Origin of the sequence: Streptomyces sp. BV286 (assembly GCF_019090165.1) — a bacterium.
Lineage (GTDB): Bacteria > Actinomycetota > Actinomycetes > Streptomycetales > Streptomycetaceae > Streptomyces.
This window is the reverse complement of the sequence record NZ_JAHRIB010000152.1, coordinates 87,455-107,484: the sequence shown is the minus strand read 5'-3', so window position 1 is coordinate 107,484 and position 20,030 is coordinate 87,455. Positions and strand designations below refer to the sequence as shown.

Genomic DNA, 20,030 nt, shown 5'->3' with positions numbered 1-20,030 from the left:
CGCCGTTCATCCCCTGGAACCGTGAACCGGGGCGCGGGAGGGAGCGGGAGCCTGCCCGCACCCCCAGGGCCCGGCCGCTCCCCTCCGTCGTGCGGCCGGGCCCGACCTCGTACGCGTCCCGCGGGCCTCAGGCGTGAGGCCGGGCCAGCAGGGTGCGTACGCCCTGGGAGTCGAGGGTCAGCCCGTTCGGTGAAGTGGCGTCGATGGTCAGCGAGAGGTCACTGGCGGGCCACTGCGCGGCGAGCGTCCCCAGGGGCACCAGCCGGTAGCGCGACACGGACGGCAGCAGTTCCGCCATGGTCACCTCCGAGGTGAACACCGGTACCAGGGGGTCCTCCCCCGGCTGTTCGAGGACGGGCAGCGCCACGACGGTGGGGTCGCCCGCCGTCTCGTCGTCGGCGTCGTCGGGCACCGGGACCAGCACGTCACTACCGGCCAGGGTGTCCAGCGCGGCGCCGTCCTCGGCGTTCGCGGCCAGGGCGCTCAGCGCGCGCTGGGCCTCCACCGTGGCGTTGTCGTTCGAGGAAATCTCCATGGCACATCCAGACGTAGTGGCGAAAACAGGCCGCCCGCGACGTTCTCCGAATCGGGCGGAGCTGATTGCGTACCCGTCATGGGGAGTGCCATGCCCGCTCCATTCATCCATCACCGAACGGTCACGGAACGACCGAAAAGCCGTACGGGAGCAGTCGCGGCCGGTCACAGTCCACGCACCGGACCGGCGGCGCGGGCGTGCTCGCCGAGACATGTCCGCTGCACGGCGAGGGCCGGAAACGGTCCCCGGCCCGCCCGCCGGCACGGCGCGGCGCCGCCCGGTGGGCCGCTTCCGTTCCCGCGGCTGGAGCGCCCGGTGGTGAGAACGGACCAGTAGTGGTGACCGTCGCCCACGCGACGTCCGCTCCGCGCGCCTAGCGTGGACGCATGCCGATGCAACCCTGGTTTCCCGATGCCAAGCTGGGCATCTTCATCCACTACGGCATCTACGCCGTCGGCGGCGCCGCCGAGTCCTGGTCCTTCTACACGGGTGAGATGACGCACGAGCAGTACATGCGACAGCTCGACGGGTTCACCGCCTCGCGCTACGACCCGGACGCCTGGGCCGAGCTGTTCGCCCGGGTCGGCGCCCGGTACGCGGTGCTCACCGCCCGGCATCACGACGGCGTGGCCCTCTGGGACACCGGCCACCGCAACCTCGACGTGGTCCGGGACACACCGGCAGGACGTGACCTCGTCACCGGCTTCGTCGACGCGCTGCGCGCCCGGGACCTCAAGGTCGGCCTCTACTACTCGCACTCCGACTGGAACCACCCGGACTACCCGACCGAGCGGCACCCCGGGCCGCACATCGTGCCGCCCAACGGCTACTCGCACGCCGAGCCCGGCGAGGAGGACCCGAAGGCCTGGGCGCGCTATCTCACGTACCGCGACGGGCAGGTCCGTGAACTCGTCGAGCGCTTCAAGCCCGACGTCCTCTGGTTCGACGGCGAATGGGAGCGCACCGAGGAGCAGTGGCGCATGGGCGAGCTCGCCGACCTGATCCTCGACGGCAACCCGGACACCGTGCTCAACGGCCGCATGCTCAGCCACGGGGACTACGCCACCCCGGAACAGGGCGCCCCGCTCCGGGCCCCGGACGGCCCGTGGGAGCTGTGTCTCACGATCAACGACTCGTGGAGCCACCGGCCGCAGGACCGCGACTTCAAGTCGGTGCGCCAACTGGTGCGGTACTTCACCGAGACCATCGGCATGGGCGGCAACCTGCTGCTGGCCGCCGGCCCACGTGAGGACGGGACGATCCCCGAGGAACAGATCGAACGCATGGAGGGCCTGGGCGGGTGGATCGCCCGGCACTCCGACGCCGTGTACGGGACGGTCGCCGGACTGCCCGCCGGGCACCACTACGGCCCCAGCACCCTGTCCGCCGACCGGCGCACGCTCTACCTGGTGTGCTTCGACGCCCCGCGCGACGCCGTCTCGGTACGAGGCCTGCGCAACCGGGTCCGGCGAGCCACGGTCCTGGGTACGGGTGCCGAAGTGGGGCACCACGTCACGGGTGGCCTCGACACCGTCCCCGGCGTGACCTGGATCGACGCTCCCGCGGCGGCCGACCTGGACGAGCAGGCGACAGTGATCGCCGTGGAACTCGAAGGGGAACTCGACCTCTATACCGGGGCCGGGCGCCTTTGACGGGGTGTCACCCGCTCCTCCCGGCCTGGCCACGGACCCGGCCGGGAGCGAGGCGCCGGGGAAGCCGGGGAAGCGGGGTCCGCGAGCCCTCACGCCCCGTCAAGGGCGCGGGGAGTGGCGCTACCAGCGACAACGCGCCCGCCGACGGCATCGAACCGTCAGCGGGCGCGCTCAGATCGAGGCTCAGGCCAGCGTGGCGAGCGCCGCGTTCAGCGTCGCGGACGGCCGCATGACCGACTCGGCCTTGGCCGGATCGGGCTGGTAGTAGCCACCGATCTCGGCGGGCGAACCCTGCACCGCGTTCAGCTCGGCGACGATCGTCTCCTCCTGCGCGGTGAGCGTCTCCGCGAGCGGTGCGATGACCTTCGCGAGGTCGGCGTCGTCGGTCTGCTTCGCCAGCTCCTGCGCCCAGTAGAGGGCGAGGTAGAAGTGGCTGCCGCGGTTGTCGATGCCACCGAGACGACGGCTCGGCGACTTGTCGTGCTCCAGGAACGTGGCCGTCGCGCGGTCGAGCGTGTCGGCGAGGACCTGGGCACGCGCGTTGTCCGTGGTCTGCGCGAGGTGCTCGAAGCTGGACGCCAGCGCGAGGAACTCGCCGAGGCTGTCCCAGCGCAGGTAGTTCTCCTTGACCAGCTGCTGCACGTGCTTCGGCGCGGAGCCGCCGGCGCCCGTCTCGAAGAGCCCGCCGCCGTTCATCAGCGGGACGACCGAGAGCATCTTGGCGCTGGTGCCCAGCTCCAGGATCGGGAACAGGTCGGTCAGGTAGTCGCGCAGGACGTTGCCGGTGACCGAGATCGTGTTCTCGCCGCGGCGGATGCGCTCCACGGAGAGCTTGGTCGCCTCGACCGGGGCCAGGATGCGGATGTCCAGACCCTCGGTGTCGTGCTCCGGAAGGTACCGCTGGACCTTCTCGATGAGCACGGCGTCGTGGGCGCGGCTCTCGTCCAGCCAGAACACGGCCGGGTCACCGGTGGCGCGGGCGCGGGTGACGGCCAGCTTGACCCAGTCCTTGATCGGGTCGTCCTTGGTCTGGCAGGCGCGGAAGATGTCGCCGGCGGAGACCGCCTGCTGGAGAACGACGTTCCCGGCCTCGTCGACGAGGCGGACCGTGCCGGTGGTGGGGATCTCGAAGGTCTTGTCGTGGCTGCCGTACTCCTCGGCCTTCTGCGCCATCAGACCGACGTTCGGGACGGTGCCCATCGTCGACGGGTCGTAGGCGCCGTTGGCGCGGCAGTCGTCGATGACGACCTGGTAGACACCGGAGTAGCTGCTGTCCGGGAGGACGGCGAGGGTGTCGGCCTCCTGGCCGTCCGGGCCCCACATGTGGCCGGAGGTGCGGATCATCGCCGGCATGGAGGCGTCGACGATGACGTCGGAGGGAACGTGCAGGTTGCTGATGCCCTTGTCCGAGTCGACCATGGCGAGCTCCGGGCCCTCGGCGAGCTCGGCGTCGAAGGACGCCTTGATCTCGGCGCCCTCGGGCAGGGACTCGAGGCCCTTGTAGATGCCGCCGAGACCGTCGTTCGGGGTCAGGCCGGCGGAGGCGAGCGTCTCGCCGTACCGGGCGAACGTCTTCGGGAAGAAGGCGCGCACCACGTGGCCGAAGACGATCGGGTCGGAGACCTTCATCATCGTGGCCTTGAGGTGCACGGAGAACAGCACGCCGTCGGCCTTGGCCTTGGCGATCTGCGCGGTGAGGAACTCGCGCAGCGCGGCCACGTGCATGACGGAGGCGTCGACGACCTCGCCCGCGAGGACGGGTACGGACTCACGCAGGACGGAGGTGGAACCGTCGTCGCCGGTCAGCTCGATGCGCAGGGAGCCGGCCTCGGAGATCACCGTGGACTTCTCGGTGGAACGGAAGTCGTCGACGCCCATGGTCGCGACGTTCGTCTTCGACTCGGAGGTCCAGGCGCCCATGCGGTGCGGGTGGGCCTTGGCGTAGTTCTTGACCGACGCGGGGGCGCGGCGGTCGGAGTTGCCCTCGCGCAGCACCGGGTTCACGGCACTGCCCTTGACCTTGTCGTAGCGGGCGCGGATGTCGCGCTCCTCGTCGGTCTTGGGGTCGTCCGGGTAGTTCGGCAGCGCGTAGCCCTGCGACTGCAGCTCGGCGACCGCGGCCTTGAGCTGCGGGATCGAGGCCGAGATGTTCGGCAGCTTGATGATGTTGGCCCCGGGCGTCTTCGCCAGCTCGCCCAGCTCGGCGAGGGCGTCGGGGATGCGCTGCCCCTCCTCCAGGAACTCGGGGAAGAGGGCGATGATCCGCCCGGCAAGCGAGATGTCACGGGTTTCCACAGTGACACCCGCCTGCGACGCGTACGCCTGGACCACCGGCAAGAACGAATACGTCGCCAGGGCCGGGGCCTCGTCAGTGTGCGTATAGATGATGGTCGAGTCAGTCACCGGGTGCTCCGCTCCACGTCTGCAACATTGCTCGACATCAAGATATCTCGTGACGGGACCCGACCGGACAGGAGGCCGCACAACTGCGCCACGGTCCGGCCGGAGGTCAGTTTCGGGCGGCCTCGCCCGGCGCGGGCGCGACGTAGAGGCGCAGTCGGCCCCCGCGGTGCTGTTCCCAGTCGCGCGCGAACCGGGGCGGCTGTTCCTTCGGCGTCGTGAGGGCCGCGACCGGCTGGCGCTCGGCGGTCCGCGCGATGTCCTCGGTGGTGGTGTTGGCGTTGTGTCCGTGGGTCTGCGCGGAGCGGCATCCCGCGTAGAAGGCGATCGGGGTCGCCCGGTGCCCGGTGATCAGGCACGGCGGCCGTACGCCGAGGCGGCGCAGTTCGGCCGCCGTGCGGGCCCAGTCGCGGTGGCCGGCGACGGTGCGGTCCACGGCCTGGTCGAGCACCGCGTACTGCACGGCCAGGTGTCCCGCGAGGCCGAGGGTCACGAGGGTCGCGGCCACCGGTCGCCTCTTGCGGACCGACGCGGTGACCAGGTGGGTGAGCGCGTAGGCGGCCGGGACGGCGAGCAGCGCGTAGAAGGGCAGCAGGAAGCGCGGAGCGGCGTATCCGATCATGAACAGGTACGGGATGCCGGCCGTCGTGGCGCAGGCGAGCGGCAGGAGTGTGCGGGTGGTGCGCCCGGCCCTGACGGCGACCGCCAGCCCCGCGGCGGCGAGGAGCGGCAGGACGAACCACCAGGCGACCATCCACGCGGCCGGTACCGATCCGGTGCACGGACGGCAGAGGGATCGTCCGCCCAGGCTGCGCAGCTGGTCGAGGACGGCGATGTTCCAGCCCAGGCCGCCCTGGATTCCCGACGCGTCGGCGAGCCGGGCTCCCAGGCCGCCGAAACCGAGGTGCGCCTCGACGATCCACTCGGCGGCGCCGGACGCGAGCCCCGCCGCGCAGGCCAGGGGCAGTGCCGGTCGCCGCCACCCGCGGGAGCACGCCAGTACGGCGAACAGCGGGAGGGAGATCCAGACGGCGTCGGTGGGCCGCATCCACGCCATCAGTGCCGCGCTCGCCCCGAGGCCCCACAGTGCCGCCCGGTCGCGGTGGTCGGCCCGGGCGCGCAGGAAGCAGCCGACGCCGGCGAGGGCGCCGATGGCGACCCAGTAGTTGGGCATGGCCTGGGGGCCGTAGAAGAGGGTCACCCACAAGGTGGAGAACAGGGCGCCCGCGGCGCCCAGGACACGGGCGGGAAAGAGCCCGCGCCAGGCGCGCAGGGCCAGGTAGAGGCCGAGTCCGGACAGCAGTGCCAGACAGATCCTCAGCAGTGACGTCGAGGAGGACCAGGAGGCGATCGGCGCGACCAGCAGGGAGACACCGCGGGCGCGCGGAGCGCTGAAGAACGCCGCCGGGGCGTGTCCGCTCACCTGGCTGACGTACACCGACTCGTCCCAGCCGAGGCCCATCGTGGGGCGCACGAGGACCAGTTGGGCCAGAGTGAAGGCGACCGCGACCACCGCCGGCCACCTCCGGTCCGTGGCGTCCGGTCCGATCCGCACGGTCGGCAGCGCACGGGACCGCTCCGCTCCGGCGAGCGGGGCGTTCAGGGTCCTGGCCATCGTCCACCCTTCATCCCCGCGGGCCGCAGGGCTCTTTCCGTGCCGCACGGCAGGGAACGCAAGGTGATCACCTGATAAGCAGCAAACGTGGACAAATTACCCTGAGGGTTTCGGATGCGCAGGACGAGGACGCTCAGATGCCGGAGCATCTCCGCGTCGGCGGTGACCAGAACCAGCCGCTTCTTCGTCGTGCTCCGGCGGTGGCGGGAGCGGCTTTCCCGCCCCAACCTCCCTCACGGAAGGGCCACTTGCCGCCGCTTCTCGCACCGCCCTCGCTACGCTCTCCGGCGTGTGCGCAAACATCATGGTCGCTGAAGACGACGCGAAGCAGGCCGAACTGGTGCGCCGGTACCTGGAGCACGAGGGGCACTCGGTCGTGGTCGTCGAGGACGGCCGTACGGCTCTTGAGGAGGTCCGGCACCGGGAGCCGGACCTGCTCGTCCTCGATGTGATGATGCCCCGGGCCGACGGTCTGGACGTGGTCAGGATCCTGCGCGCGGAGAGCCGGGAGGTGCCGGTGCTCATGCTCACGGCCCGCAGTACCGAGGACGACCTGCTGCTCGGTCTGGATCTCGGCGCCGACGACTACATGACCAAGCCGTTCAGCCCTCGTGAGCTGATGGCCCGGGTGCGGACACTGCTGCGCCGCAGCCGGGGTTCCGCCGCACCGGCGACGCCCTCCTCCGCCCCCGGCCCCGCGCCCACCGCCCAGGACGAGGCGCTGTCGGTCGGCACGCTCAAGGTCGATCCGGTCCGGCACGAGGTGTCGGTCGCGGGGACGCCGGTCGTGTGCACACCCGGCGAGTTCCGCATCCTCGTCGCGATGGCGGCGGAACCCGACCGCGTCTTCACGAGGCAACGGCTCCTCGAGGAACTGCACGGCTTCGACAAGTACATCAGTGGCCGCACCGTCGACGTGCACGTCATGAACCTGCGCAAGAAGATCGAGCGCGCCCCGCGGCGCCCGACCCGGCTGCTCACCGTCTTCGGTGTCGGCTACAAGCTGACGGACCCCGCGAAGAAGGCACCCCGTGCGTCGTCGTGACGAGCGGACGCGGCTGCCGCTGCGCCGGAGCCTGCTCGGCCGGCTGCTGACCGTGTCGGCACTGGTGGCCTCGTGTTCGGTCGCCGCCACCGCGTGGCTCGCCGTGCAGACGACGTCCGGCGCGATCCGCCAGGAGCAGGGGCAGAACCTCAGCGCCGACGCCGAGATCTACAACACCCTGCTCGGCTATGCGGCCACCCACCCGGGCTGGGAGGGGGTCGACGGCACGGTGCGACGGCTGGCCCGGAAGTCCGAACGCCGGATCGTGCTGACCACCCAGGACCGGCGGCCGCTCTTCGACTCCTCCGACGAGCCGGGCGGTGGCTCCGCCCCCGCTTCTTCCGCCCCGCTGCCACCTCAGGCCTCGGCGGTCGTGGACCCGCTGTCCGTCGACACCGTCCTGGTGCCCGACGCCGCCTCGGCGGGCGAGGACCGCGTCGATCCACGCGCGGTGGGTCCCTTCCTGCTGCCCGCGAAGGAACGCGAGGTCGTGCGCAGGGCCACTGCCAAAAGCGTGGAGTGCCTCGGTACGGCGGGCATCGCCGCCGACATCGTTGAGAGCCCGAGCGGGCGGTCCCGCGTCCAGTTCGTCAGCAGTGAGACCGACCGCGACATGGAACTGAGGTGTCTGACGACCTTCTCGTCCGGTCCCACGGCGACCGAGAGGAAGGCCCTGCGCGCACTCGGCCAACTGGCCGACGCCTGTCTGAAGCGGCAGGGCCGCACGGGCGTGAGACTGAACCTGGACCTGTCCTGGGACCGGGGATACGGGTCGGACGACCGGGATCTCGGGCAGTCGGCCGAGCTTCCCCCGACCACTGGGAACCTCACCGACAAGGAGGCGGCGGCGCTGGCCGAGAAGATGGCGGCCGACGAGAAGACGGCGCTGGCGGAAGCGGCCAGGCGGAAGGCGACCGGGGCCGGCGGGCTCGCCGACCGCCCGCCCGCCGCGCGCAGCAGCAAGCACGACCGGGCCATCGCCTCCTGCGTCGGCAGCGCCCGACGCGAACAGCTCACGTCCTATGTCGCCGCGCCCGCGCTGCTGTTCATCGACAGTCCCGACGCCGTCAGCGTGCCCGGCTTCGATCTCTCACCGTCCAACACGGCACGCATCGCGGGGGTCACGGCCCTCGTCCTCGCCCTCACCGTCGGCGCCTCGGTCCTCGCCGGAGCCAGGCTCGTACGACCGCTGCACGCGCTCACCGGCGCCGCTCAGCGGATGCGGGACGGCCTGGACTCGGCGCCCGTGCCGGTCGGCTCGGACAACGAGATCGGGCGGCTGGCGGCGACCTTCAACGACATGGCCGCCCACCGGGCCAGGCTGGAGGAGCAGCGCAAGGTGATGGTCAGCGACGTCGCCCATGAGCTGCGTACCCCGTTGAGCAACATCCGTGGCTGGCTGGAGGCGGCACAGGACGGTCTGGCCGAGCCGGACCTGGCGTTCGTGTCCTCGCTCCACGAGGAGGCGGTGCAACTCCAGCACATCATCGACGATCTGCAGGATCTGGGGGCGGCCGACGCGGGCGCGCTGCGCCTGCACCTGGAGCCCGTACGCGTCGACGATCTGCTCGGCCAGGTCGCCGCGGCCCATCAAGGGCTGGCCGAGACCGCGGGCGTCACCCTGACGGTGTCCCCGGTGGCGCCCGGCGCCCCGCTTCCGCCGCTCGACGCCGATCCCGTACGGCTGCGTCAGGCCGTCAGCAACCTGCTCTCCAACGCGGTACGGCACACACCGTCCGGTGGCAGGGTGACGCTGCGCGCGTTCGTCACCGGCTCCGGGGACGAGGTGGCCGTGGAGGTGTCCGACACGGGCGGTGGTATCCCGGAGGCCGACGTGCCCCACGTGTTCGACCGATTCTGGCGGGCGGAGAAGTCCCGCAACCGGAGCACCGGCGGCAGCGGCCTCGGGCTGGCGATCGTCCTCAAGCTCGCCGAGGCCCATGGCGGCAGGGCGAGCGTGACCAGTACCGAAGGGCAGGGCTCGGTCTTCACCCTGTGGCTGCCGACCGCGCCGGGCGGGGCCGGGCGGGAGGGGCCCGGGAAGGCCCCGGCACGACCCTGATGCGATGGGCATGACGCTCTGACAGCTTCTTCACAAGTGATCGCCAGTCTGGGGCCGAGCCCGGAACCTGGTGCGGCTCGGCATCCAGGTACCACCGAGGCCGGGCTGGAACTGGAGCCATACATGTCCCACCGTCACACGCTGCGTCTCGCCGTGCTGACCGCCGTCGCGGCCGGCGCGATGCTCGTCCCCGCCGCCGCGGCCGTCGCCGACGACCCGACTCCCTCGGCCACCGAGGGCAAGGACGGCCTCACGGCCAAGGAGAAGGCCGACGCCGACAGGAAGACGAAGGAGCGCGAAGCCCGCAAGGCCCAGGCCGCCAAGGACCTCCCCCGGGGTGGCGTCGCTGCGGGCGAGGCCCCGGCCGAGGGCAACGGCAGCACCGCCCTCATCGGTTCGGCCACCGGGGCCCTGTTGCTCGCCGGGGCGGGCACCGTCGTCCTGCGCCGCCGCTCGGCGGGGCGGCGCGACGGCTGATCCGGCCCGACGGCCGACTCGGCACACCAGTGGCGCCGCCCTTCGCCGGGCGGCGCCACCGCGCATTCACCCGGTCCCGCAGTTCCTGCTCTGGAGTCCGTTGTGTCCTCTGCACGCCCACCGGTACGGCGCCACGCCGCCCTGCCGGCCCCTGCCCGTGCCGCCCTCGTCGTATCCGCGCTGGTCGCCGTGCTCACCGGCTGTTCATCCGCTCCCGACCGGACCGAACCGGCCGCCCCGAACTCGCCTGCCGCGGCCGGCGCCCCCTCACCCGGCGCCACAGAGGGCACCGGGGCCACGCAGCCGCCCGTCCCCACCGAGGTCGCCATCCCCTCGATCGGGGTCACCAGTTCCCTGATGGAGCTCGGTCGCAACGCGGACGGAACCGTGGAGGTCCCCCCAGCCGAGAAGGGCATGACCGCCGGCTGGTACATCGGCGGATCCGTGCCCGGTGAAGTCGGTCCGGCCGTCATCATCGGCCACAACGACACGCGCTTCGGCAAGGCGGTCTTCCACGACCTCAAGAAGATCACCAAGGGCGCGGACATCACCGTCACCGACGACCGGGGCGAAGCGGCGCACTTCACCGTCACGGGCACCGAGAGCGTCAACAAGAACGCCTTCCCCACCGACAAGGTGTACGGCCCCACCGAGGACCGCGCCCTGCGACTGGTCACCTGCGACGGCGACTTCGACGCCGAGGGGCACCCGGTGAACAACCTCATCGTCTACGCGACGCTGGACTGACGGCCGGCCCGGTGCGCGACCGCGCGTCGGTTCCGGCGCTCGGCCGCGGCCACGGACAGACACGGGTCCCCCGGCCAGGAGCGGATGCCCCGGAACGCGTGCGGCGACGGGCCGGTGCACGGAGCGAAGCATGCACACCCTCTTGACGTGTCCATTTCCGTCATCAAGCATGCCCTGAACTCGATTCCTTCTGATCGGTTCTGTTTGCCTCCGTGTTGTGGAAGGGAGTGTCGTGTCTGATCGGCATCGCATCGTCCGGGCATTGGCCCCAGCGGTTCCCCTGGTACTCGGTGCGAGTCTCGTGGCCGCCCCGGCGGTGAGCGCACAGTCGCCACCGCCGAACGCGGTCACCGTGCGGATCGACCCGTCCTACCAGCAGCAGGAGTTCGAGGGGTGGGGGACGAGTCTCGTCTGGTTCGCCAACGCCACGGGCCGCTATCCGGAACCGATCCGAAGACGGCTCGTCGACATGCTGTTCGGCGAGGACGGCCTCGGTCTCAACATCGCCCGCTACAACATCGGTGGCGGCAACGCCCCGGACGTCCGCAAGGACTACATGAAGACGGGCGCGACCATGGAGGGCTTCTGGAAGGCCCCCGAGGGAACCACCCGGCAGGACACGGACTGGTGGGATCCGGACAACCCGGACCACTGGGACTGGAACGCCGACGCGGGCCAGCGCTGGTGGGTGGACCAGATCAAGGACAAAATCACCCGCTGGGAGTCGTTCAGCAACTCACCTCCCTGGTTCCAGACCGTCAGCGGCTACGTCTCCGGAGGCCTCGACTCCAGCGCGGACCAGATCCGCACGGACCGCGTCGACGACTTCGCCACCTATCTGGTGCGCGTGACCGAGCGGATGGAGAAGGCCCACGGCATCGAGTTCGACACCATCGCCCCGCTGAACGAACCCAACACCCCTTACTGGGGTACGCAGATCGGAGCGGACGGTCAGCCCACGGGCGGACGTCAGGAGGGCGCGCACGCGGGACCCGCGCTCCAGGAGAAGGTGCTCCTCGCCCTCGACAAGGCCCTCGACGGGGCACGGACCGACGCCGAGATCTCCGCGATGGACGAGACCAACCCGAGCATCTTCACCCAGAACTGGAACGCCTACGGCCCCTCCGCGCGAGCCGCCGTCCCCCAGCTCAACGTGCACACCTACGGCACGGGCATGCGCACCAGCGCCCGTGACATCGCCAAGGGCGCGGACAAGAAGCTCTGGATGAGCGAGGTCGAGGGCACCTGGGGCACCGGAACCGACTTCACGGGCATGGACCCCGGGCTCGGGATCGCCACGCGCATGGTCGAGGACATGCGTGAACTGGAGCCCTCCGCCTGGGTGTTCTGGCAACCGGTCGAGGACGCCGCCCCGCAGGCAGCGGCCGGCAAGAACTGGGGCAGCATCCACGTCCCGTTCAACTGCACGGCCGCGGACACCCTGGAGACCTGCCCCGTCCGGGCCAACTCCAAGTTCCACACCATCCGCAACTTCACCCACCACATCCGGCCCGGCGATCACTTCGTGAAGGTCGACGATCCGTCCAGCGTCGCCGCCGTGCGGAAGTCGGGCCGTGCGGCGACCGTGGTGCACGTGAACAGCGGCACGGCCGCGCGCTCCGTCACCCTGGACCTCTCGCGCTTCGGCAAAATCTCCCCGCGGGCCTCCGTCACCCCCGTGGTGACCAGCGCCGACGGCGCGCTCGTACGCGGCACCGCGGTCCGGGTGAACGACCGCTCGGCCACGCTCGCCGTTCCCGCGAAGTCGGTCACGACGTTCCTGGTCGAGGGCGTCGGCGGCGTGGCGGAGGACGCGGCCCTCGTGCAGCGCGGCCACCTCTACCGGCTCCAGGGCGCACAGAGCGGGAAGTCTCTGGCACCATCGGAGGACGGCAGCGGTGTCGTCCTCCGTACGACCGACGCCGACAGCCCCCAACAGCTGTGGTCCGTCCGGCAGTTGACGCGCGGCACCGACAACCGCGAGCGGTACACCCTCACCACCGCCCAGGGCGGCAGACGGCTCGCCGTACGCGACAACCAGGCCGTCCTCGACGAACCGGGCACGGCAGGCGGCAAGGTCGCCGAAGCCGCTCAGTGGATCATGTCGACGACGGGGGACGGCAGTTGGACGTTCGTGAACGCCGCGACCGGCCGCCTGCTCGACGTCACCGGGCAGTCCTCCGCCGACGGCGCCACGGTCTCCACGTACACGCCGACGTCGGCGGCCAACCAGCGCTGGGCCGTCACCGACGAGACGGTGCTGCGCACCGAACCGGCCGAGGTGTTCACCGTTCCCGGTCTGCGGCCGACGCTGCCGCAGACGGTGACGCCGGTGTTCCGGGACGGCGCCCGGGGCTCCCTCCCCGTGGTGTGGAAGCTTCCGCCGGACCGGAAATGGCGTGATCCGGGGACGGTACGCGTGAAGGGCGAGGCGACCGATCCCCTCGGGCGCACGATTCCCGCGAAGGCGGTCGTCACCGTCGACACGATCGCCTCGACGCTCCCGGGCCGCGCCAAGACCTACGTGGGCGGCACGCCGCAACTGCCTTCCACGGTCACCGGCGTGGGCCGGCACGGCGGCCGGACCGACCTTCCGGTGAGCTGGAACGCGGCGCCCGACGGGGCGTTCGACGCGACCGGTGTCGTGACCCTGCACGGCGTCGCACGGATCATCGGAGGCGACACGGCGGTCGCCACCGTACGGGTACAGGTCACCGAACCCGTGGCGACCAATGTGGCACCCGACGAAGACGTCTCCGTCGCCGCGACGTTCACCGAGAGCGGGTACTCCGCGGAGCGACTGCGCAACGGCAACACGTCCGAGAAGGCCTGGTCCAACTGGAAGCCGGGGAACACCAAGAACCCGTCCGACACCGTCACCTTCACGCTGCCACAGGCCCGCGACCTGAACCGGATCGTCGCGCACTTCCACCGCGACGGGAGCACCGCCTCCTTCCCCGGGAGCCTGAAGGTGCAGGTGCGGGCGGCCGACGACGGTCCGTGGGTCGACGCGAGCGACACCGTCGCGGTCGGCACCGAGGGCACACCGGTGGTCGACGTCCCCCTGGAAGCCGGGCCCTCCACCGGGGTGCGCGTGGTGATGACCGCGCGTCAGGGCGGCTACATCACGATGAGCGAGATCGAGGTGTACGCCAGGACGCCCGGCTCCTCCGCCGACGCCGCCGCCGCTTCCGTCGAGGTCGCCGGGAAACCGGTCACGTCGTTCGACCCCGACACGACCACCTATCGGGTCGTCACCGACGACCCGAAGCGGAGCGTGGTCACGGCGACGGCACGCGACCCCTACGCGACCGTGACCGTGGACCGGACCACCGAGTCCGGGAAATCGTCGGCGGTCGTCTCCGTGACCAGCGAGGACGGATCGAAGACAAGGAAGTACAGGATCGACCTCGTACGACGCTGAGGCGCACCTCCCCACTGGCAGAGCACCGCGCACGAGGTCCGCACCAAGGATGGTCGGCGTTGCGTGCGGTGATCGGCGAACACCGGTCAGGAACACGTCCACACCGGTACGGTGCCTGCCAGATGGGGAGTGCCGCACCCAGCCTCTCAGCGGTCGTCTCTCCGCTGCCTCGGCGCTCGGCCTCTCTGTTGCTTTCTGCCTTCCTCAGCCCGGCACTTCCAGCTCGATACCGCCGATCCGGTGGCTCAGTCGCCGGTCGGACCGGGTTCCGACGCGTCGGGCGCCTTTGAGGTTCTTCACAAAGGCCTTGCGCTGGGCCGGGCTCACGGAACGCCAGCGCAGTTCGAGGACCGGGCGCACCGGAGGGATGAGCTCCCGTACCAGCTCGTCGGCCTGGGCGAGGCCCGTCTCGTAGTCGTTGTCCGGCCGATATACGAGGTCGAGGTCGACCGACGGCTCGGTGCCGCCGGCCTGGCGGTGGCACGCCGTGAGCCACTCGGCGATCCAGTCGAGCGCGATCCGCACCCTGGACGAGATCTGTTCCTGCCACGCGCCGAGGTAGGGCGCGTTCACCGACTCCGCCGTCACCTCCTCCGGCATCACGATCAGCCCGCGGACAGCGGTGCCGAGCAGCTCGACGTGGATGCGCGGCCACAGGCCGCTCGCGTCGATCCGGAAGCGGGGAAAGTGTCCGGCCATGCCGATCCCCGTCCGCAGCTGAGCCCAGTTCATCGCGTCGACCGGTGGCCGGTCGGGCGTGTACGGCCCGGTGGTCCGGTGCCCGAGTTCACCGGCGCGCATCATGAACACGGCCGCGAACTCCTCGCCTCGCAACGTCATGCTCACGGGGAAGAACACGCCGATCTCCGCCATGAACGCCTTGCCGGTGATCAGGGTTCCGATGTTCGACCCGCCCGGGATCATCGCCGCCTCCTCCATCGCCACCGCGCCGGCTTCTCCGGCGTCGGCACCTGCACCCGTACGCTGTCCAGCTCGCTCTGGACGGCGAGGGTGTCCGGGTGGTCGTCGCCCAGCCTCAGCCGCCGTTTCGCCAGCACCTCGCGCAGGACCGGCTCGGCTTCACCCGGTCGCCCGAGCCGGTGGTGCACGCGCGCCAGCCCCACCCGGGCGTCGAGCGTCCGGCCGTCGTCGCGGCCGAAGCGCTTCACGAGCCGGGGCAGCAGATCGTCGTACATCCGTTCTGCTTCCGCCTGCTCACCGCTCGCCGTGAGCAGGGACGCGAGCACCGCCGTCGCCTCCAGGGCGGCCGGGTGGTCCGGCCCCAGGTCCTGTGCGCGCTCTCCCGTCACCGACCGGACCAGGGCCAGGGCCTCCGGCTGCCGGTGCAGGTCGGTGAGGACCGCGGCCCAGCCGAGCATCGCGCCCTGGGTCTCGACGTGCCCGGCGTCCCAGAGGTGGGAACGGACGTCGACGACGAGTTGCCACGTGTGCTCGGCCGCGGCCAGGTCGCCCTCGCGGTGCAGGACCGGGGCGGCCTCGGCGAGCGTGACGAGGTCGTCCTGGAGCTGCTCGGCGAAGTAGTTGGCCCAGAACGCCTCGGACCGGTTCAGCTCTGCCTCCGGTCGCAGGAGCAGCGCGAGCCGTTCGGCCGTGCTCGGTGTCCGGGTGGGCTCCCGGGCCGCCGCGTCCTCGGCCACGAAGCGCACGTACAGCCGGTAGCCGGTGTCGGAACGCGCAAGGATCTTGTCCAGTTCGCGGGCGAGCTCCAGGGTGCGGGTGACGGCGTGCCGCTGCCGGTCGCCGAGGCGGGCGAACGTCTCGACGAGCGCCGGGCGGCTGTCCGCCCGGGAGGGCAGCGGAACGGCGACCTCGGCCCGAAGTTCGTCGAGCGTGGACTCGGCCTCCGGCCGGAGGGAACCGGTCGCCGAGCCGAAGTCGTACTCCCAGTCCAGGGTCCAGGTCAGCAGGCGCCCGTACTCGTCACCGGCGAGCAGCAGGGTGCCGTCGGGGGCCAGGGCCACGTGCGTGACCGCGCTTGAGAAGCCGGTGAAGGAGCGTAGCTGCCTGCCGGTCGTGAGGTCCCACAACCGGGCCGTCCGATCCTCCCCGCCCGACGCCGCGAGCCGGAAGTCCGGTGTGACGGCCAGACTCCGCACGATGCCGGTGTGCCCGGCCAGGACGTGGACGCAGCGAGCACCCCCGACGTCCCACAGCCGGACGGTGCCGTCCACCGAGCAGGACAGCAGCCGTCGGGCGTCCGGACTCGGCAGGACGTCGACCACGGCGTCCGTGTGCCCGGCGAGGACGACCTCGCAACTCCCGTCGGCGGTCCGCCAGACCCGTACCGCGGCGTCGGCCCCACCGGTGACCACGAACCGGCCGTCGTCGGCGAACCGTGCCGCGCCGATCCATTCGTCGTGCCCGCGCAGCACCCACCGGAGCTCGCCCTCGCGCAGATCCCAGATCTTCACGCTGACGTCCTGGCCCCGGGAGAGCCCGTAGCGGTGATCAGCGCTGACGGCCACGTCCAGCACCGCCCCCGGGTGCGCCTCCCAACGCCCGATGGCCCGGCCGCTGCCGATGTCCCAGGCCACGACCAGTCCGTCGGCGGTTCCCGAGAGAGCCACTTGGCCGTCCTCGCTGACCGCGACGTAGTACACGTTGTCGCGGGGACTGATGAACAGCTGGACGATGTGTCTGTCCCGCGGGTCCCAGGCGACGACCCGGCCGTCCTCGCCCCCGGACACCGCGAGCCGTCCGTCGGAGGTCATCGCCAGGGCGCTGATGTGGCCGGTGTGCAGGCTGAGCGTGTGCAGCAGCTGCCCGGTCCCGACGTCGAAGACCCACGCTTCGGCGGCGTTCCCGGCGCGGGCGAGCGCGGTGGGGCTGCGGCCGCTGAACTCCAGGGCCCACGACCGGCCGTCCTCCGGGACGATCCTGCCCGCGGACCAGGCGTCGGCGAGCCCGGTCCGGCGGCCGAGGGCGCCGAGACGGCGCCAGAGGCGTACCGGATCGGCGTGACGCCGGTGTCCGGGCAGTGCGCGGGCGGCGCGGATCCGGTCGGCTGCCTCGTCGAGCTGCCCGGCGCCGGCCAGTGTGACCGCCTCTGTCAGGAGCGTGGCCGCCCGGGCGGCGACGGCGGCGACGTCCGGGGCTTCGTGGGGGCGGACGTAGCTCCACGGGGCCGGCGGTCCCGGGGGCGGCAGGTGCCACACCCGTACGGACCTGCCCTCGGCGGTCACGGCGACCCGCCCGGCCGCGCTCAGTTCGACCTTCTTGGTGTCGGGCGCCGGGTCCAGGGACAGGCGGCACCGGCCGCTGTGCAGGTCCCACACCCGCGACGGCTCGTCGCGGCCGCCGCTGGAGAAGCCGACCGTGCCGTCCGCGTCGACGGCGATCTGCCCGTGGCCGGTCTTCAACTCCCGCCGGGCCTCGCCCGATGCGAGATCGACCAGCTGGACGCCGGTGCTGCCGAGGCCGACGACGGCGAGGCGACCGTCGCCGCTGAACCGCGCCGACATCCGGGTGCCGTCGAACCGGTGCACCAGCTCGCCCGTACGGACGTCGTACACCGAGGTCGTGCGGCGCTGGTGGTCGATGACGGAGCACAGGGTGCCCCGGGCGCCGAGAGCATCCGCCGCCTTCTCGAACTGCCGGCCGTCCAGGGGTTCGCCCGTGGTCAGGTCCCAGGTGACGGTCTCCCCTTCGAAGCCACTGGTGACCGCGTGCCGCTGGTCCGCCGTCAGCGCAACCAGGCCCACCCAGCTGGGGTGGCCGGGCAGCTCGAATCCGGCCGCGGCTTCGAGGTCGAGCACGAGCGCCCGCCCGATTCCCCCGCCGACGACCACGAGCTGTCCGTCGTCGCGCACCGCCAGGGCCGAGGCGCGGTACCCGTCGATCTCGAACCGCTGCCGGCACTCCCTCGCGGGGACGTCCCAGACGCGCACCCCGCCGGAGCCGTCGGCCGAGACAGCGACCTGGCCGTCCGGGGTCAGCGCGAGGGCGGTGATCCAGTCCTCGTGCTCCTCCGGCAGGACGGACTGCGCGGGCGAGGACGCGCCTTCGACCGACGCGAGCGCGGCGGCGATCTGCGGGTCGCCGGGCGTCCTCGCTGCCGCGTCCCGCAGGAGGGCGGCCGCCGCGAGCGGGTCGCCGCGTTCCCGGTGCACCAGCGCGAGCAGGTATGTCCCGACGCCGTCATCCGGGTCCCCGAACCGCACGGATTCCAGTTCGTCGACCAGTTCGACGTCGGTGACCGTCCCGGTCCGCCACCGGTGCAGCCCGCGGTTGTAGCGGGCGTGCGGGTGGTGCGGATCCGCCCGCAGAGCCCGGGTCCACAGCTCCTCGGCACTGTCCCGGCGGCCGAGGTCCAGCAGGGACAGTGCGTGGTTGGACAGACCGTCGGCGAGCAGGGTGGCCGCCGCCGGGACACGCCGGGGGTACGGGCCGACCTCCCGCTCGTGCACCCGGATCAGGCGCTCCGCGAGCGGCCCCAGCCGGCCGGGGCGCGCGGCCGGGTCCTCGGTGAAGCACTCCCGCAGCAGGTCCGCCACCTCGACCGGCACCGGCAGGATCGCGTCCGGGACCCCGGTGCGGGCGATGCCGTCGAGGACGGTGCCCGCCGCGGTCCCGTCCGGGTCCGGTGGCCGGCCGAGGAACATTTCGAGGACGGTGACCGCCCAGGACCAGATGTCCGTGGCCGTCGTGAGCCCGCCCGGCGACCGCGCCTGTTCGGGCGAGCAGTACGCGGGAGTCAGGCCGCCGCGGCTGACGAACGGATCGGCGTCCCCGGCGTCCTCCCCGGTGACCATGCGGGCCCGGGCCATTCCGAAGTCGGTGACCTTGACGGTGCCGTCCCGGTCGAGCATCACGTTGGCGGGCTTGACGTCCTGGTGCACGACCCCGTTCTCGTGCGCGTGGTCGAGCCCCCACGCGGACTGGACGGCGACGTCCAGCAGCGATCCCAGGGGATCGTTCCCGTAGAGGCTCCGGCTCCGGACGGCCTCGGCCAGGCTGCCGCCGTCCGCCCACTCGGCGAAGACCCGGGGCACGCCGTCGAGGGTGCGGACGTAGACGCAGTTCGCGATGTGCGGGTGCAGGCCCAGCCCGACCCACACCTCGGCTTCCCGTTCGAAATCCCTGATCGCGTCCGGCGAGCGGGCCAGGGCCCTGCGCGGGGTCTTCACCGCCAGGTCGATGTCCCAGCCGCGGTGCCGGACCCGGTGCACCAGTCCCATGCCACCGGTGCGCACCACGTCCAGCACCTCGTAGAGGCCGAGGATCAGGTCTCCGCGCTGCCAGGCCTCCATCGCCGTCAGTCGACGATGGCGACGTACACCGGCGTCCCGAGCAGCACCGACCCGGCCGTGCCGTCCGGCCTGTCCCCGTGCAGCAGTCGCTTGGCCACGAACTCGACGTTCTGCGCCGGCCAGCGCAGGCTCGCCACGGCGCCCTGCACCCGGGCGAGCGCGGCGCGGTCGGCCCGGTCGAGGTCGCCGTCCACCGCGTCGGCGACGTACTCGTCCTCCAGGTCCGACGTGGCTCCCAGCCCGTCGAGCATCGACGACATCATCGAGCGCCCCACCCCGTGCGCCTCGGCGTCCGGGACGGAGTCGCAGACGTGCCGGTACGAGCCGCCCAGCCCGACGACGGTGTCCTCGCTCCGCCCGCCGAAGAACACCAGCGAGGACGTGGGATCGCCGGGGAACGCTCCCCAGCGCATCGGCAGCAACCCCCAGAAGAACTGACCCGGCTCGTCCACCGAGCCGAGATCACCGTGGTCGCGCAGGTACCCGACAACGGTCTCCAGCCGGCCGATCCGGTCGTCGGACGGGCTCTCGGTCGTCCGCCTCGCCGACAACACCGAGAGGTTCACGCCCAGTTCCGTCGTGCGCTTCGCTCCGCCCCTGGGGTCGATCTGCGGCAACAGCATGTTGACCTTGCTGTCGCTGACGTACACGTAGTAGCTGAACGACATGGCCAGCTCCCTCCCAGGCATGGACCGCTCCCAGCGTAGCGATCACCGCCCGGTACGAGCCATCAGATGCGTGAGGCGGGCACCTTGAGGTGCACTGAGCATCTCTCCGCGAGCGGGCATGGTGGTCACACGCAC

12 protein-coding genes are annotated in these 20,030 nt (G+C 71.7%); 6 read left to right on the top strand and 6 right to left on the bottom strand.

Translation table 11 applies throughout. The annotated features are described in order from the left end of the window. Positions 1 to 127 precede the first annotated feature (127 nt). A complete protein-coding gene (locus KUF83_RS26355) occupies positions 128 to 535 on the bottom strand; it encodes an SseB family protein (RefSeq protein WP_217457414.1) in 408 nt (135 codons plus the stop codon). Between the two features lie 386 nt (positions 536 to 921). On the opposite strand from KUF83_RS26355, the gene KUF83_RS26350 reads away from it, so the two are divergent. Continuing rightward, positions 922 to 2,187: an alpha-L-fucosidase gene (locus tag KUF83_RS26350; RefSeq protein ID WP_217457413.1), complete on the top strand. Its 1,266-nt coding sequence runs from the start codon at positions 922 to 924 to the stop codon at positions 2,185 to 2,187. 183 nt (positions 2,188 to 2,370) lie between these two features. Here KUF83_RS26350 and KUF83_RS26345 read toward each other — a convergent pair whose 3' ends face one another. Next, the gene (locus KUF83_RS26345; RefSeq protein WP_217457412.1) at positions 2,371 to 4,590 is read right to left on the bottom strand and encodes an NADP-dependent isocitrate dehydrogenase; all 2,220 of its coding nucleotides are present in this window, start codon (positions 4,588 to 4,590) and stop codon (positions 2,371 to 2,373) included. A 106-nt stretch (positions 4,591 to 4,696) separates the two neighbouring features. After that, positions 4,697 to 6,202, bottom strand: coding sequence for a hypothetical protein (locus KUF83_RS26340; RefSeq protein WP_217457411.1), 1,506 nt, complete (start codon positions 6,200 to 6,202; stop codon positions 4,697 to 4,699). A 304-nt stretch (positions 6,203 to 6,506) separates the two neighbouring features. Between KUF83_RS26340 and KUF83_RS26335 the strand changes: the two genes are divergently transcribed. From KUF83_RS26335 to KUF83_RS26315, 5 genes are all read left to right on the top strand, one after another. Then, the gene (locus KUF83_RS26335) at positions 6,507 to 7,247 is read left to right on the top strand and encodes a response regulator transcription factor (protein WP_217457632.1); all 741 of its coding nucleotides are present in this window, start codon (positions 6,507 to 6,509) and stop codon (positions 7,245 to 7,247) included. Further along, the gene (locus tag KUF83_RS26330; RefSeq protein ID WP_217457410.1) at positions 7,234 to 9,309 is read left to right on the top strand and encodes a cell wall metabolism sensor histidine kinase WalK; all 2,076 of its coding nucleotides are present in this window, start codon (positions 7,234 to 7,236) and stop codon (positions 9,307 to 9,309) included. The genes KUF83_RS26335 and KUF83_RS26330 overlap by 14 nt, the downstream gene beginning before the upstream one ends. A 123-nt stretch (positions 9,310 to 9,432) precedes the next feature. Then, positions 9,433 to 9,786: a hypothetical protein gene (locus KUF83_RS26325; protein WP_217457409.1), complete on the top strand. Its 354-nt coding sequence runs from the start codon at positions 9,433 to 9,435 to the stop codon at positions 9,784 to 9,786. A gap of 102 nt (positions 9,787 to 9,888) precedes the next feature. Beyond that, positions 9,889 to 10,533 carry a class F sortase gene (locus tag KUF83_RS26320; RefSeq protein WP_308403134.1) on the top strand — a complete coding sequence of 215 codons (645 nt, stop codon included), beginning with the start codon at positions 9,889 to 9,891 and terminating at the stop codon, positions 10,531 to 10,533. Positions 10,534 to 10,795: 262 nt separating this feature from the next. Beyond that, a complete protein-coding gene (locus KUF83_RS26315; RefSeq protein ID WP_254644400.1) occupies positions 10,796 to 13,957 on the top strand; it encodes a glycoside hydrolase in 3,162 nt (1,053 codons plus the stop codon). 204 nt (positions 13,958 to 14,161) lie between these two features. Here KUF83_RS26315 and KUF83_RS26310 read toward each other — a convergent pair whose 3' ends face one another. From KUF83_RS26310 to KUF83_RS26300, 3 genes are read right to left on the bottom strand one after another with little or no spacing between them, the layout of a single operon-like run. Continuing rightward, positions 14,162 to 14,902, bottom strand: a complete 741-nt coding sequence (locus KUF83_RS26310) for a hypothetical protein (RefSeq protein ID WP_217457407.1) — start codon at positions 14,900 to 14,902, stop codon at positions 14,162 to 14,164. Continuing rightward, positions 14,878 to 19,227: a protein kinase gene (locus KUF83_RS26305; RefSeq protein ID WP_217457406.1), complete on the bottom strand. Its 4,350-nt coding sequence runs from the start codon at positions 19,225 to 19,227 to the stop codon at positions 14,878 to 14,880. The genes KUF83_RS26310 and KUF83_RS26305 overlap by 25 nt, the downstream gene beginning before the upstream one ends. 5 nt (positions 19,228 to 19,232) lie before the next feature. Next, positions 19,233 to 19,916, bottom strand: coding sequence for an SAVMC3_10250 family protein (locus KUF83_RS26300; RefSeq protein ID WP_254644399.1), 684 nt, complete (start codon positions 19,914 to 19,916; stop codon positions 19,233 to 19,235). Positions 19,917 to 20,030: the final 114 nt, after the last annotated feature.

Excerpts from the sequence above, each read along its gene's own strand:
- KUF83_RS26355 (WP_217457414.1), bottom strand. The coding sequence starts at position 535 with ATGGAGATTTCCTCGAACGACAACGCCACGGTGGAGGCCCAGCGCGCG.
- KUF83_RS26325 (WP_217457409.1), top strand. The coding sequence starts at position 9,433 with ATGTCCCACCGTCACACGCTGCGTCTCGCCGTGCTGACCGCCGTCGCG.
- KUF83_RS26335 (WP_217457632.1), top strand. The coding sequence starts at position 6,507 with ATGGTCGCTGAAGACGACGCGAAGCAGGCCGAACTGGTGCGCCGGTAC.
- KUF83_RS26340 (WP_217457411.1), bottom strand. The coding sequence starts at position 6,202 with ATGGCCAGGACCCTGAACGCCCCGCTCGCCGGAGCGGAGCGGTCCCGT.
- KUF83_RS26305 (WP_217457406.1), bottom strand. The coding sequence starts at position 19,227 with ATGGAGGCCTGGCAGCGCGGAGACCTGATCCTCGGCCTCTACGAGGTG.
- KUF83_RS26300 (WP_254644399.1), bottom strand. The coding sequence starts at position 19,916 with ATGCCTGGGAGGGAGCTGGCCATGTCGTTCAGCTACTACGTGTACGTC.
- KUF83_RS26350 (WP_217457413.1), top strand. The coding sequence starts at position 922 with ATGCCGATGCAACCCTGGTTTCCCGATGCCAAGCTGGGCATCTTCATC.